The 12,758-nt window shown below is 61.8% G+C and carries 13 protein-coding genes; 8 read left to right on the forward strand and 5 right to left on the reverse strand.

What is annotated here, in order from left to right; translation table 11 throughout:
- Positions 1 to 32: 32 nt before the first annotated feature.
- The 5 genes from ACX82Z_RS15555 to ACX82Z_RS15575 form a co-directional block, all read right to left on the reverse strand.
- Positions 33 to 1,316, reverse strand: a complete 1,284-nt coding sequence (locus ACX82Z_RS15555) for an AAA family ATPase (RefSeq protein ID WP_459589986.1) — start codon at positions 1,314 to 1,316, stop codon at positions 33 to 35.
- A 14-nt stretch (positions 1,317 to 1,330) separates the two neighbouring features.
- Entirely contained in the window at positions 1,331 to 2,035 is a 705-nt protein-coding gene (locus tag ACX82Z_RS15560; protein ID WP_459589987.1) for a CpaD family pilus assembly protein, read from the reverse strand.
- Positions 2,036 to 2,049: 14 nt separating this feature from the next.
- Positions 2,050 to 3,552 (reverse strand): type II and III secretion system protein family protein, encoded by a 1,503-nt coding sequence (locus ACX82Z_RS15565; RefSeq protein ID WP_459589988.1) that lies wholly within the window; start codon positions 3,550 to 3,552, stop codon positions 2,050 to 2,052.
- On the reverse strand, positions 3,549 to 4,364 hold the full coding sequence (gene cpaB, locus ACX82Z_RS15570) for a Flp pilus assembly protein CpaB (RefSeq protein WP_459589989.1): 816 nt from the start codon (positions 4,362 to 4,364) through the stop codon (positions 3,549 to 3,551). The genes ACX82Z_RS15565 and cpaB overlap by 4 nt, the downstream gene beginning before the upstream one ends.
- A gap of 144 nt (positions 4,365 to 4,508) precedes the next feature.
- A complete protein-coding gene (locus ACX82Z_RS15575) occupies positions 4,509 to 5,027 on the reverse strand; it encodes an A24 family peptidase (protein ID WP_459589991.1) in 519 nt (172 codons plus the stop codon).
- A gap of 164 nt (positions 5,028 to 5,191) precedes the next feature.
- Here ACX82Z_RS15575 and ACX82Z_RS15580 point away from each other — a divergent pair, with 164 nt between their 5' ends.
- From ACX82Z_RS15580 to dnaA, 8 genes are all read left to right on the forward strand, one after another.
- A complete protein-coding gene (locus ACX82Z_RS15580) occupies positions 5,192 to 5,620 on the forward strand; it encodes a pilus assembly protein N-terminal domain-containing protein (RefSeq protein ID WP_459589992.1) in 429 nt (142 codons plus the stop codon).
- Between the two features lie 101 nt (positions 5,621 to 5,721).
- The gene (locus ACX82Z_RS15585; RefSeq protein WP_459589993.1) at positions 5,722 to 6,303 is read left to right on the forward strand and encodes a TadE/TadG family type IV pilus assembly protein; all 582 of its coding nucleotides are present in this window, start codon (positions 5,722 to 5,724) and stop codon (positions 6,301 to 6,303) included.
- A gap of 10 nt (positions 6,304 to 6,313) precedes the next feature.
- On the forward strand, positions 6,314 to 6,910 hold the full coding sequence (locus ACX82Z_RS15590) for a TadE/TadG family type IV pilus assembly protein (protein ID WP_459589994.1): 597 nt from the start codon (positions 6,314 to 6,316) through the stop codon (positions 6,908 to 6,910).
- Between the two features lie 71 nt (positions 6,911 to 6,981).
- Positions 6,982 to 8,220: a phosphopentomutase gene (locus ACX82Z_RS15595; RefSeq protein ID WP_459589995.1), complete on the forward strand. Its 1,239-nt coding sequence runs from the start codon at positions 6,982 to 6,984 to the stop codon at positions 8,218 to 8,220.
- The gene (gene mutM / locus ACX82Z_RS15600; RefSeq protein WP_459589996.1) at positions 8,213 to 9,085 is read left to right on the forward strand and encodes a bifunctional DNA-formamidopyrimidine glycosylase/DNA-(apurinic or apyrimidinic site) lyase; all 873 of its coding nucleotides are present in this window, start codon (positions 8,213 to 8,215) and stop codon (positions 9,083 to 9,085) included. The genes ACX82Z_RS15595 and mutM overlap by 8 nt, the downstream gene beginning before the upstream one ends.
- 45 nt (positions 9,086 to 9,130) lie before the next feature.
- Positions 9,131 to 9,904, forward strand: coding sequence for an enoyl-CoA hydratase (locus ACX82Z_RS15605; protein WP_459589997.1), 774 nt, complete (start codon positions 9,131 to 9,133; stop codon positions 9,902 to 9,904).
- 143 nt (positions 9,905 to 10,047) lie between these two features.
- Positions 10,048 to 10,314 (forward strand): 30S ribosomal protein S20, encoded by a 267-nt coding sequence (gene rpsT / locus ACX82Z_RS15610; RefSeq protein ID WP_252925997.1) that lies wholly within the window; start codon positions 10,048 to 10,050, stop codon positions 10,312 to 10,314.
- A 785-nt stretch (positions 10,315 to 11,099) separates the two neighbouring features.
- On the forward strand, positions 11,100 to 12,698 hold the full coding sequence (gene dnaA, locus ACX82Z_RS15615; protein ID WP_459911828.1) for a chromosomal replication initiator protein DnaA: 1,599 nt from the start codon (positions 11,100 to 11,102) through the stop codon (positions 12,696 to 12,698).
- Positions 12,699 to 12,758: the final 60 nt, after the last annotated feature.

The following is a 12,758-nucleotide window of genomic DNA, read 5'->3' on the forward strand; positions in this document are numbered from 1 at the left end:
CAGGCCGAAAATGTTCCCGATCGGCCGCGCGGCTACGCGCTGGCCTTCTTGCGCTTCAACTTGTCGATGAGACCAGTCAGACCGGCTTTTTTCTTCGTCTTCATCTCGCTGCGCCCCGTCAGGACGTAAGCGATGTCGTTCATGATCTGGACGACCTGATGCTGCGCATCCGTCTCGCCGAGCATCCGGCCATTATTGGCCGCGTTTCCGAAAAGCTGCGGCTCGAAAGGAATGACGGCGAGCGGGACGACGCCAAGCGGTTCGGCGAAATCGTCGACAGAAATCTCGGGGCGTTTGGCGACGCCCGCCTGATTGATCACGAGCTTGGGCAGCGGATCGTTCGGCCGCAGCTTGCGCAACATGTCGATCAGGTTCTTCGTGTTGCGCAAATTCGCCAGTTCCGGCGTCGCGGTAACGACGATCTCGTCGGCCTGTGCGAGCGTCTGGCGCGTCCAGCCTGTCCAGACATGCGGAACGTCAAGCACCACAGTCGGCGCGCTGCGCTGCGCGGTCTCGATGATCGATTTGAACGCGTCGGCGTCGAAATCGTAGACGCGGTCCAGCGTCGATGGAGCCGCCAGCAACGACAACCGCTCGGCGCATTGGGACAGGAGCCTGTCGAGATAGACTTCATCGACCCGCTCGGGCGAGAAGACGGCTTCCGCGATGCCCTGTGCCGGGTCCTGATCGAAGTTGATGTTCGCGGTTCCGAAGGCAAGGTCCATGTCGGCGACGACCACTTCGGACTGGAACAGCTTCGACATGGTCCAGGCCATGTTGTGCGCGATGGTCGATGAACCGACGCCGCCCTTAGCACCGATGAAAGCGATCGACCGCCCGATCGGCTCGGCTTCCGGATCGATGAAAATCTTGGAGATGTCGTTGACGATGTCGGCCATGGAGATCGGCGCGACAACATATTCGGAGATGCCGAAGCGGATCAGTTCGCGGTAGAGCGCGACATCGTTGTGATGGCCGATGACGACAACCTTGCTCGCAGGATCGCAGACGGCGGCGAGCTGCTCCAGCTTCGCCATCAGCGAGCGCGGCTCGTCGCGGGTCTCGATAATGATCAGATTGGGCGTCGGCGCAGTGTGATAGAACTCGATGGCCGTCGGCAGACCGCCCATGTGAACCTTCACATGCGCTTTCGCCATGCGCCGGTCTTCGGCGGCGCGTTCGATCGGACGCGCGACGGCTTCCGTTTCGCAGAACGCCTGAACCGAAATGCGCGGTACGGGCCGCAGATCCCGCATCTGCGTCTCGTCGGAAACGATCGCCTCGCTCGGGTCGGTGGTGTAAGCCAAATTGGTCATGACGTCGTCCACCCTTACCTTTGGTATTCGAGTTCGGATGCGCCGCGGAACGTCGGCGAGACCTGACGGCTGCGGTACTGATCGATCGCGTTCGACCGGTTTTCCGCATCGATCGGCGTACGGGCGCGCGGCGTGATGAGGTCGGCCGGATTGGCGATCTGCGCTGCCAGATTGTTCTGGTAGGAGCAGCCGAAATTCGTCCAGTTCTTGTTGTCGACGCGCGCGTTCATGTCTTCGGGCCAGCGGCCGCAATCCGATGCGACCTGCGCACGCATATTGGCGTAGCTCAGGCGGATCGGCGCGACGGCTTCCGGCGGTGCCTGATAATGCTGGGTCACCACGCGGTTTTGCGGAACGCCGTTTCTCTTTATCTGGGAGGCGAATTGCGATGCAATGCGCCCCGCTGCCGCCGAATTGGCTGAGCCATACGGCACGAGGATTTGCACCATGGGTGCGGCGTCCGTGTCGTATCTTGCCATGAACCCGGTCAGCGCCGCGCGCTGGATGCTGGTGGCGTCGTAATCGTTGACGCCGACCGGAACGTCGATCGTTTCCTGCTTTTCCTGGATGACGATCGGGTGGTTGGTCCGGTAGTCGTCGGGGATCGAGCCGACATGGACGCTGTCGGTCTGGGCGCAGGCAGCCAGCATCGTGGCGACACCGGCCAGAAGGATGGCGCGCATCGACCGCGAGGTTGGGGAGAATTGCATCAAAGACATCGTTCGGTCCCCGCTCACTTGTAGATGAACCCGACCACGCCGTGGTAGCGGCCGGCGGGCCGATCGGTTTTCATGGTCCCGTAGACCCGGTTGACGCGGCCGAGGAACGTGCCTGCACCTTCGGATGCCGGGTTGAAATTGTCGTCCGGGCGAGCCAGTTCGTTGCGTGCGACGGGCCGCGCCAGATAAGGCGTCACGAGGATGACGAGTTCGGTTTCGTTGCGGACGAATTCGCGCGAGCGGAAGAGCGCGCCCAGAACCGGAACCTTGGACAGCCCCGGAAACGCGGTGTGCTGCTGGCGGATATTGTCGGAAACGAGGCCGGCGATCATCATGGAACCGCCAGACGGCAGTTCGACCGTGGTGTCGGCAAGACGCTTGCGAACGCCGGGAATGACGGTGTCCTGAAACTGGACCGCGCCTTCCGTCGTCAGTTCCGAAACGGCGGTGCGAACCTTGAGGCTGATCCGGCCCGGCGACAGGACGGTCGGCTGGAATTCGAGCCCGATGCCGTATTCGATCGGCGTCAGCGTCTGCTGCCTCACGCCGTCGATGACTTCGGTCGTGATGAGGTTGAAGTCGCCGCCGACGCGGAACTGCGCCATTTCGCCGGAAACCGCGCTCAAGGTCGGTTCGGCCAGCGTGCGCAGAACGCCCGATTGCTCCATCGCCCGCAGATAGCCGGCCAGCTGGCTCGACCCGCCGCCGATGCCGACCGCAGCATTCGACAGGCCGCTTGCGATTTCCAGCGGGTTGGCCGGGTAACCGAGCGTGTTGAACGACATACCGTCGATCTGGCCGATCAGATTGACGCCGAGCTGGCGCATCACGTTGCGCGAGACCTCTGCGACGGTGACTTTCAGGGTCACCTGATCCTCGCCGACGATCTGGATCATGTTGACGATCCGGCTGGAGCGGCGCTGGCCATCGGGATTGTTGATGTCGACGCCTCCGGTCGACGATCCGCCGGCCGCTGTCTGCGCATATTGCCCGGTCGTCGCCTCGCCGCCCGAAACGAACAGCGTCGCGATTTCCTCTGCGCGCTTGGCATCGAGCGGCGTTTCGGCCGTTCCCGTCAGAACCACGTTGTCGTTGATCAGTTCGACACGGATGTTGGAGTTCGGCAGAAAACGCCGCAGATGGTCTTCGAGGCCGGCCACGTCACGCTCGATCGAAAGGTCGATCGAGACGATCTGCTCGCCATTGGCGCCGAAGACGAAGATGTTCGTCTCGCCGACCTGCTTGCCGAAGAGATAGATGCGACGCGATGTGCGCGTCACCGCATCCGCAACGGAGGGGTTGGCGACCAGAATGTCATAGGCGTCGGAGGGCAGGTCGATCACGACCGACTTGTTGAGGCCGAGCTTGACGCGCTGGCTGGTCGCGCCCTTGGAGGCGACGTTGATCTGCGCCTGTGCGCTTCCGGCCGAGGCCAGCAGGCCGGCACCTCCCAGCGGCAGACCGATGGCGAGCGCGAGAGCCGTCCCGATCAGCAATGATTTGACGGATGCGATCATTGAGGTGCTCCCACTTCGGAAACCTGGCCAGACTTGATCATGCGTATGGAACCGCGCCGGCCGCTGCCCGACAAAAGGTGATCTGCCTGTTCGGTCACCTGCTCCTGCGCATCGACGACCGAGCGCAGCGCAAGGCTCAGCCTGTCGGCCATCTGCTGCGCGACGGTGATGATTTCCGATTGCTCGGGCGTCAGTTCCAGCGTTGCCGTTTCGCCGACCTTGACCCGGCGGCCCTCCTCGTCCTCCTGGATCGCCTGATCAATGGCGAGGACGCGGATGTTGCGCAGGATCGTCTCGGTCGCATAGCCCTCCGCACCGGTGCTGTCGGCCTGACGGCGTGTCATGATGACATCGACATAATCGTTGGGCAGAATGAAGCCGCCGGCGGACGTGTCGGCTGAAATGCGGGTGGCGATGGCGCGCTTGCCGCTCGGCAGGATCGAGGACATGAAGCTCTGCCCCTCGCCGATCAGCTTGGAGCGGCGCAGCGGCTCGCCAGCATAGATCGGCACGCGGGCAATCGAGCGTGAGAGGTCTTCCAGCGCATCCGGCTCTTCATCCCTGCGGATGAAGTAGTCATAGACGTTGCTCGACGGCCAGGACTGCCAGGAAAGCTGCGAACCGAGTTCCGCGCCCATCGGCACGTCGCCGTTCATGACCAGAACTTCGGTGAGCCGGATGGCCGGCTCTGGCGCTGCCGCCTCCAGAAAGACCTGTTCAGGCGGTTGCGAGGCGAGGTTCCGGGCGATGAGCCCGGCACCGGCCGCGGCGACGACCGCGACGCCAAGAATGATGATCCTCGATGGAGCCATGTCCCGCGCCCCCTAGCCCGGCGAATTGCTTTTCAGTCAGGGCGGACATTCACACAGCAATCGTCAAATTAAGGTTAACGGTGGACTTAAATCTATACTTAACAGTCCGTTGACCGGGTCGTTCCGACTTGGTGTCGAGACCCGTCAGCGCGCGAGCGATTCGATCGCCCAAACGCCCATGGGCGAAGTGGGGAAAACCACCAGTCCCGCAAGCCCGAGTGCGACGCCGTAGGGAATACCGACGCGGCGGTCTGAGAACTTGCGAAGAAGAATAAAATTGCCCGTCACGTCCGAAATGGGCGAATTGCGGTAGATGAGGATCAATAGCGTCAGCACACCGCCGAAGACGGCCCCGATCACCACATATTCGGCGAGCGAAATTCCAAGCCCCATCCACACCGCCGTTGCGGCGAGAAGCTTGGCGTCGCCGCCGCCCATGGTTCCGAGCGCAAACAGAATGAACGTCACGCCAAGGACGATGACGCCTGCAAGAAGATGAAAGCCAATCAGCCCCAATGGCATGCCGGCAAGCAGCGCGACAATAAGGAAGGCCGCGACGAGAAGCAGCGAAACCCGGTTGGCGATGGTCATCGTGATCATGTCGGAGATGGCCGCATAGGCCATGCAGAACGGAAAGACGACAAGAACGAGTGCTTCGACCATGCTGGTTCCTCTTCAACGATAGGCAGCATAGCGCTTCACGCTTAAGCATTGATGAAGTGAAAGCCGACATTTTGTCTGGCTCGCAAGTCGCACTGACGCCGATTAACCGCGAATTCACCAATCCCGTTCATCTTGACATGAACATTCCTGCATTGAGGCCCCGCATGTCGCTGTCCGATCGTTCCTTTCGCATGCTCGCCGGCCTTGTGATCGCCGGCACCGCCGCCGTTTCCGCTTCGAGCGCCTTCGCCGAGGGCATTTCCGTGCTCGTCAACCAGGCGAAGATCGTCAAGCTTTCGGGAAACGCCGACACGATCATCGTCGGCAATCCCGAAATCGCGGATGCCTCCGTTCAGGACGCTTCGACGCTGATCCTGACCGGCAAGGGCTTCGGCGTGACGAACCTCGTCGTGATCGACCAGAACGGCAGCACCATCGTCGACGAGCAGATCACCGTTTCGCGTCAGTCGGTCAATTCGGTTCGCGTCTATCGCCGCGCCAACGTCCAGACGCTGTCCTGCACACCCGTTTGCGAAGCGGCCTATGTGACGTCGGCCGAATCCGCTTCCGACAATGCGGTCGGCACGCCCTGAATCACCGGTTAACACGGCACCACGAATTATCGCGATCGCTACAACGGGAATTCAACGTGGCTTCGCTAGGGTGCACCGGGGTTCAACAGGCGGGTCGGGCAATGTCATCCAGCATCTTGAGAACGCGCAGACGCGCCGGGTTGCCGCTGCTGCGCCGGTTCGTGCGCCGGCAGGACGGCTCGACGGCGATCGAATTCTCCATACTCGTCATCCCCTTCGTGCTGCTCGTCTTCGCCATTTTGGAAAGCTGCATTTCGTTCGCCGCCCAGCAGGTCATGACCAATGCGGCCGACGATGTCGCACGGCTTTACCGCACGGGACAGGAACGGTCTCCTTCCGATCCGAACCAGTCGTCGGCAGAAGCCGTCCGGCTGCGTGAGATGGTGTGCGAGCGCATGCAGATCATGGTGAGCGCAGGCTGCCCCGGCCTTTCGGTCGATCTGCAGACCTTCAACAATTTCGCGGACGCCAGTTCGAGCGGCACGCCGATCAGGGACGGTGACCTCGACACCAACAGTTTCGGATCGATGGCGGGCGGGGCGGGTTCGAAGAACACACTGCGCGTCTATTACAAATGGCCGATCATCACCGATCTGATGCGCCTTTCCATGTCCAATCTCAGCGGCGGCAAGGTGCTGCATTTTGCGATGGTGACCTGGCAGAACGAACCCTATCCGGATTGAGGTCAGACCCATGCTTTCGTTTTCCAGGCTGATCCAATCGCACTGGCGAGACAGGCGCGGTGTCGCGGCCATCGAATTCGCCTTCGTCGCGCCGATCCTTTTCATCCTCTACTTCATGACCATGGAAGTCTCGCAGGCGATCGAGACCAACAAGAAAATCGGGCGCATTTCCAGCATGGTCGGCGATCTCGTCGCCCAGCAGAACCCCATTTCACCCGGCGAGATCGACGGCATACTGGATATTGGCGCCGCCATCATCCAGCCCTACGGGCGCTCGCGCCCCACGATCCTGATCGAGCATATTCAGGTCGAGGACAAGGCGAACCCGACCAAGGCGTTCATCAAATGGTCGAGACAGCTCGACGGATCGACGAAGAAGCCCGGCATCAGCCAGAACACCGAAGTCATGGTGCCTGAAGAGCTGATGGAGCGCGGACGTTATCTCGTTCGCGTAACGACGAAGCTGAACTATCGCCCTGTCATTGCCTGGACGACCGAGCAGAAGACCGCACTCGGCCTTGCCTCCGCATTCGACAATATCTCCATGTCCGAACTTTCCTATCTCCGGCCACGAAACGGCGGCGAGATACGGTGCGAAAGATGCTGATGGCTTCTGCGCATTTGCAACGATAACGTGCCGACCCTATCTGACCGCAACGTCAGCGACCGATGGGACACATGCAAACGCGCCGCGCTTTTCTTTTCGTGCTCGATTCCTTCGGGATCGGCCATGCGCCCGACGCCGAACGCTTCGGCGACGCAGGAGCCGACACGTTCGGCCACATCAAGGCGCGATGTGCGGCGGGCGGCGGCGACCGCGAGGGCCTGCGTAGCGGACCATTGAAACTGCCGAACATGAACTGGCTCGGTCTTTCGAATGCCGCTGCGCTCGCCGCAGAGCAACCTTTTTCGGACGAGGCGACAAGCGGCGGATTCTTCGGATCGGCACAGGAAATCTCAAGCGGCAAGGACACGCCGTCTGGCCATTGGGAAATGGCCGGCGTGCCGGTCACGTTCGATTGGGGCTATTTTCCCGGTACCGTCCCGGCCTTTCCGGACGGTCTCGTCACGGCGATCATCCGCGAGGCCAGCCTGCCCGGCATCTTGGGCAACTGCCACGCATCGGGCACCGAAATCATATCCCGTCTCGGCGAGGAGCATGTGCGCTCGGGCAAGCCGATTTGCTACACATCCGTCGACAGCGTCTTCCAGATCGCCGCGCACGAAGAACATTTCGGGCTGGAGCGGCTTTACGATCTGTGCCGGATCGTGCGCAAACTCGTCGATCCGCTCAATGTGGGCCGTGTGATTGCGCGTCCATTCGTCGGCGAAGGCACTGCTACCTTCAAGCGTACCGCCAACAGGCGCGATTTCGCCGTGCCGCCGCCAGAGCCGACGCTGATGGACCGCGTCGTTGCGGCAGGCCGCCGGTCGCTCGCCGTCGGCAAGATCGGGGACATCTTCGCCCATCGCGGCGTCACGCATCTGCGCAAGGCGCCCGACAATATGGCGATGTTCGACGCCGCGCTTGAGGCCATCACTGAGGCGAAGGACGGCGATTTTGTCTTCGCCAATTTCGTCGATTTCGACACGCTTTTCGGCCACACGCGCGATGTCGCTGGCTATGCGGCCGCACTGGAGGCGTTCGATGCCCGGCTGCCGGAGGCTTTCGCGGCTTTGCGGCCGGGCGATCTCCTCATCCTCACTGCAGACCATGGCTGCGATCCGACTTTCCGCGGCACCGATCACACGCGCGAACAGGTGCCGATCATCGGATCGGGACCAGACCTCAAGCCAGGACCGATCGGCGTGCGCTCGACCTACGCCGATATCGGCGAGACCATCGCCGAGCATCTGCGCCTTGCGCCCGGCCCGTACGGAAAGTCCTTCTACAACCTCATCAGCGCCGATGCCTGAACTGCCCGAAGTCGAAACCGTCCGGCGCGGACTTGCGCCCGTCATGGAAGGCGCGCGCATCGTCTGTGTCGAGCAGCGCCGGCCGGATCTGCGCTTTCCGTTTCCCGCGCATTTTACCGAGCGGTTGACGGGGCGGCGCATCGTTTCGGTCGGACGGCGGGCGAAGTTCCTCGTCATCCATCTCGACGCCGACCCGGTTCTGATCGCGCATCTTGGCATGTCGGGATCGTTCCGCGTCTATGACGATGACGGCGCGACGACGCCGGGCGCATTCCATCACGAGCGCTCCAAGCTTGCCGCACACGACCACGTCGTTTTCCATCTCGACAATGCCGAACGAAAATATCGCGTCGTCTATAACGACCCGCGACGTTTCGGCTTCATGGCATTCGCCGAAGAAGCCGCGCTCGACGAGCATCCTTTTCTCGCCGGACTCGGCATCGAGCCGACCGGCAACGCACTCGACGGAACCGTCCTTTCCGCCCTGCTTGCCGGAAGGCGCGCGCCGCTGAAGGCTGCTCTTCTCGACCAGCGCCTGATCGCCGGTCTCGGCAATATCTATGTGTGCGAGGCGCTGTGGCGCGCCGGCCTTTCTCCGCGCCGAATGGCCGGGACGATCACGGGCAAACGCGCGGCCCGTCTTGCCGATGCCGTGCGCGCCGTCATTGCCGACGCCATCGCAGCGGGCGGATCGACCTTGCGCGACCACCAATTAACGGACGGCTCGCTCGGTTATTTCCAGCATTCCTTCAACGTCTACGACCGCGAGGGCGAGCCCTGTCGCCGCGCGGGCTGCATGGGTACGATCAAACGGGTTGTGCAGTCGGGACGCTCGACCTTCTATTGCTCCGCCTGCCAGCGTTAGCTATTCCGAAGGTAACGCCCCACCCGGCTGTCAGGAGGAAAATACGTGACCTACGAAACCATTCTGGTCGAAACGCGCGGCAAGGTCGGTCTGATCACGCTCAACCGCCCCAAGGCGCTCAACGCGCTCAACTCGCAGGTTCTGGTCGACGTCGTCGCGGCCGCAGAAGCTTTCGAGGCCGACCCCGCAATCGGCTGCATCGTCCTGACCGGCTCCGAAAAGGCCTTCGCGGCCGGCGCCGACATCAAGGAGATGCATCCCAAATCCTATATCGACATGTATATGTCGGACTTCTTTTCGGGCTGGGATGCGCTGGTGCGTATCCGCAAGCCCATCATCGCCGCCGTCTCCGGCTATGCGCTCGGCGGCGGATGCGAGCTTGCCATGATGTGCGACTTCATCATTGCGGGCGACAACGCCAAGTTCGGCCAGCCCGAGATCACGCTCGGCGTCATGCCGGGCATGGGTGGCTCGCAGCGCCTCACCCGCTTCGTCGGCAAGTCCAAGGCGATGGACATGTGCCTTACCGGTCGCATGATGGATGCGGCCGAAGCCGAACGCTCCGGCCTCGTCTCGCGCGTCGTACCGGCGGGCGAACTGATCGAGGAGGCCATCAAGGCCGCCACGAAGATCGCAGACCTTTCGCTGCCCGCCGTCATGATGACCAAGGAAGCCGTCAACCGCTCCTACGAGACCACGCTGACCGAGGGGCTTCGCTTCGAACGCCGCGTCTTCCATGCGATGTTCTCGCTGGAGGACCAGAAGGAAGGCATGGCGGCCTTCTCGGAAAAGCGCTCTGCGAATTTCCGCAATCAGTGATGTGATGAGCGTTGACGCAAGGGGGCGCCTCCAGTATAAGCCCTCACGACTGAGGCAGCTTACGGGCTGCCCCACTTGTTTTTGTGCCCGGTCTCGATCCGTTCGGCGCATCCACACAAAGAGACACTGAAGAGAGGCATTCGATGGCCAATACGTCTTCGGCCAAAAAGGCTACGCGCAAGATCGCTGCCCGCACGGCTGTTAACAAGAACCGCCGCTCGCGCGTTCGTACCTTCCTTCGCAAGGTCGAGGAAGCGCTGCTATCCGGCGACAAGGCAGCCGCCCAGGAAGCATTCCGCGCGGCCCAGCCCGAGCTGATGCGCGCCGCCTCGAAGGGCGTGTTCCACAAGAACACCGCCTCGCGGAAGGTTTCGCGCCTCGCAAACCGCGTCAAGGCGCTTGAGGCCTGATCGCGGCATACTGCGCACGACTTTTGGAAAAACCCGGCCTCGAGCCGGGTTTTTTGTGTCTCATATCCCGTTATTCGGCACGGATTTTGACCATATACGCCAGAACCAGCAACCGAATCATACATTACGTATCGGTAGCCGGCATGCTTTGGCGTTACGTCAACCTCACCTTCGGAGGCGGCATGTTTTTCTCTTTATTTTCAACATGTTACTCGGGGTGCTTTCAGGGCCGCCCAGCAAAGGCTGCACCCCTTGTTGGGGCAAAAGAGTCAAGCCGGTTTTGTGATTCTTTTTTTGCGCCCCACAACGAAATCGGCGGCCGCAGCAAAAGGTTTTGAATCAAAAAGGTTTATGCGCCGACAGACGATTTTGCGGACCACGTCGGGAGCCGCATTGAGACTTCACAGATGAAGAATCCGTTATGTCGGCCTTGCCTGTACACCGCAGCCTTTTGTAATGTCGGGTCATTGAGAGGGGCAGGCAAAACGCCTGCAGATTTAAGAAAAATCTGGCCAGTCGCGCAACGCAGACGTCGTCTGTGCACGCTGTCGGCTTGTCCGCTGTCAACGCCAATGTATCAGTCTTCGCCGTCCGCGCGACGGTGTGCTTCCGTGCCGGCCACTGGTCGGAGCAATAGCGTTTTGTGCGCAGCGTAAATCGGAGTTGGACGGGAAGAATGAAGGCGAGGTTTTGGCAAACAGCCGAAGCCTTGGAGAAAATGGATGTCAGCGGACGAGTACGCCAGAGCGCATCGAGACGGGGCCGGCCAGTTGAGGCCGGTTTCGATGCGCAACAAAAAGGCGACCGATCCTGCAGCACGCACAACAGGGGCGCTTGAGAGAATGCAAAGTGGTGTCGAGGCGGGTGTACGGGCAGATGCTCGTATTGCGGACGGGCAGATCGAGGGACAGGGAATGGAGAGTGCGGCCACGCCGGAGGTGAATACGGTTTTCGAACGTGTCACCGCGCAGTTGAAGGCAAGGCTCGGCAATGACGTTTATTCCAGCTGGTTTGGACGCATGCAGATTGCGGAAGCCTCGCGCGGCATCGTCCGCCTTTCGGTGCCGACCGCGTTCCTGCGCCAGTGGATCAACGGCCATTACCGCGATCTCATCGCGGATCTTTGGAAGCAGTCCGATCCGTCCGTCCTGAAGGTCGAGATCGTGGTGCGTAGCGCCACGCGCCCGGTCAAGAGCGCCGAAGACGATGACGTCCAGGCAGGCCGCCAGCGTCAGCCGGCAGGTGGGAACGTGACGGTCATGCCGCTGCGCAACGCATCGGCTGCGCCCTCCCCCTTGCGTGCAGCCAGCGAACCGATGGCTCAGCGCCAGTCGGTCCTCGGCTCTCCACTCGACAGCCGCTACACGTTCGAATCCTTCGTCGACGGCCCCTCCAACCGTGTCGCCTTCGCCGCCGCCCGCGCGGTCGCCGAGAGCGCGTCGAGCGCCGTCCGGTTCAACCCGCTTTTCCTTCATGCCTCGGTCGGGCTCGGCAAGACACATCTGTTGCAGGCGATTGCCGCCGAAGCGCTGCAGCGGCGCCCCCAATCGCGCGTTGTCTATCTGACGGCTGAATATTTCATGTGGCGCTTCGCCACCGCGATCCGCGACAACAATGCCCTCACCTTCAAGGAGCAGCTGCGCGACATCGACCTTTTGATCATCGACGACATGCAGTTCTTGCAGGGCAAGTCGATCCAGCATGAGTTCTGCCACCTGATCAACACGCTGCTCGACAGCGCACGTCAGGTCGTCGTGGCTGCCGACCGCCCACCGTCAGAACTGGAATCGCTGGAGCCGCGCGTGCGCTCGCGCCTCAATGGCGGCGTTGCGCTGGAAATGGCGACGCCCGACTTCTCGATGCGCCTGTCCATGCTTCAGCAGCGGCTGGCCACTGCGACGGCCGAAGACCCGTCGACCGCGATTGCCGACGGCGTTCTGGAGCACATTGCACAGACTGTCACCGGATCGGGCCGCGAGCTCGAAGGAGCGTTCAACCAGCTACTGTTCCGCCAGTCCTTCGAACCGCAGCTCACGGTCGACCGCATCGACGAGATTCTCGGCCATATGTATCGCTCGGGCGAGCCGAAACGTGTTCGCATCGAGGACATCCAGCGCATCGTCGCGCGGCACTACAATGTGTCGAAGACCGAGCTTTTGTCGAACCGGCGCACCCGGACCATCGTCAAGCCGCGCCAGATCGCCATGTATCTGGCAAAGATCATGACGCCGCGCTCGCTGCCGGAGATCGGACGACGTTTTGGCGGACGCGATCACACGACGGTTTTGCATGCGGTGCGCAAGATCGAAGACCTTTCGGGCGGCGACACCAAGATGGCGCAGGAACTCGAACTCCTGAAGCGGCTGATCTCAGATCAGGCATAAGCACAGCTATCCACGCCTTATCCACCATTGCGGGCCGTTAGAAGCGGCCCGCCCTTGCGT

It is taken from the genome of Aliihoeflea sp. PC F10.4 (genome assembly GCF_054612275.1).

Coding starts and splice junctions, on each gene's coding strand:
- ACX82Z_RS15565 (WP_459589988.1), bottom strand. CDS start 3,552: ATGATCGCATCCGTCAAATCATTGCTGATCGGGACGGCTCTCGCGCTC.
- dnaA (WP_459911828.1), top strand. CDS start 11,100: ATGCGCAACAAAAAGGCGACCGATCCTGCAGCACGCACAACAGGGGCG.
- cpaB (WP_459589989.1), bottom strand. CDS start 4,364: ATGGCTCCATCGAGGATCATCATTCTTGGCGTCGCGGTCGTCGCCGCG.
- ACX82Z_RS15595 (WP_459589995.1), top strand. CDS start 6,982: ATGCAAACGCGCCGCGCTTTTCTTTTCGTGCTCGATTCCTTCGGGATC.
- ACX82Z_RS15555 (WP_459589986.1), bottom strand. CDS start 1,316: ATGACCAATTTGGCTTACACCACCGACCCGAGCGAGGCGATCGTTTCC.
- ACX82Z_RS15575 (WP_459589991.1), bottom strand. CDS start 5,027: ATGGTCGAAGCACTCGTTCTTGTCGTCTTTCCGTTCTGCATGGCCTAT.
- ACX82Z_RS15585 (WP_459589993.1), top strand. CDS start 5,722: ATGTCATCCAGCATCTTGAGAACGCGCAGACGCGCCGGGTTGCCGCTG.
- rpsT (WP_252925997.1), top strand. CDS start 10,048: ATGGCCAATACGTCTTCGGCCAAAAAGGCTACGCGCAAGATCGCTGCC.
- mutM (WP_459589996.1), top strand. CDS start 8,213: ATGCCTGAACTGCCCGAAGTCGAAACCGTCCGGCGCGGACTTGCGCCC.
- ACX82Z_RS15560 (WP_459589987.1), bottom strand. CDS start 2,035: ATGTCTTTGATGCAATTCTCCCCAACCTCGCGGTCGATGCGCGCCATC.
- ACX82Z_RS15590 (WP_459589994.1), top strand. CDS start 6,314: ATGCTTTCGTTTTCCAGGCTGATCCAATCGCACTGGCGAGACAGGCGC.
- ACX82Z_RS15580 (WP_459589992.1), top strand. CDS start 5,192: ATGTCGCTGTCCGATCGTTCCTTTCGCATGCTCGCCGGCCTTGTGATC.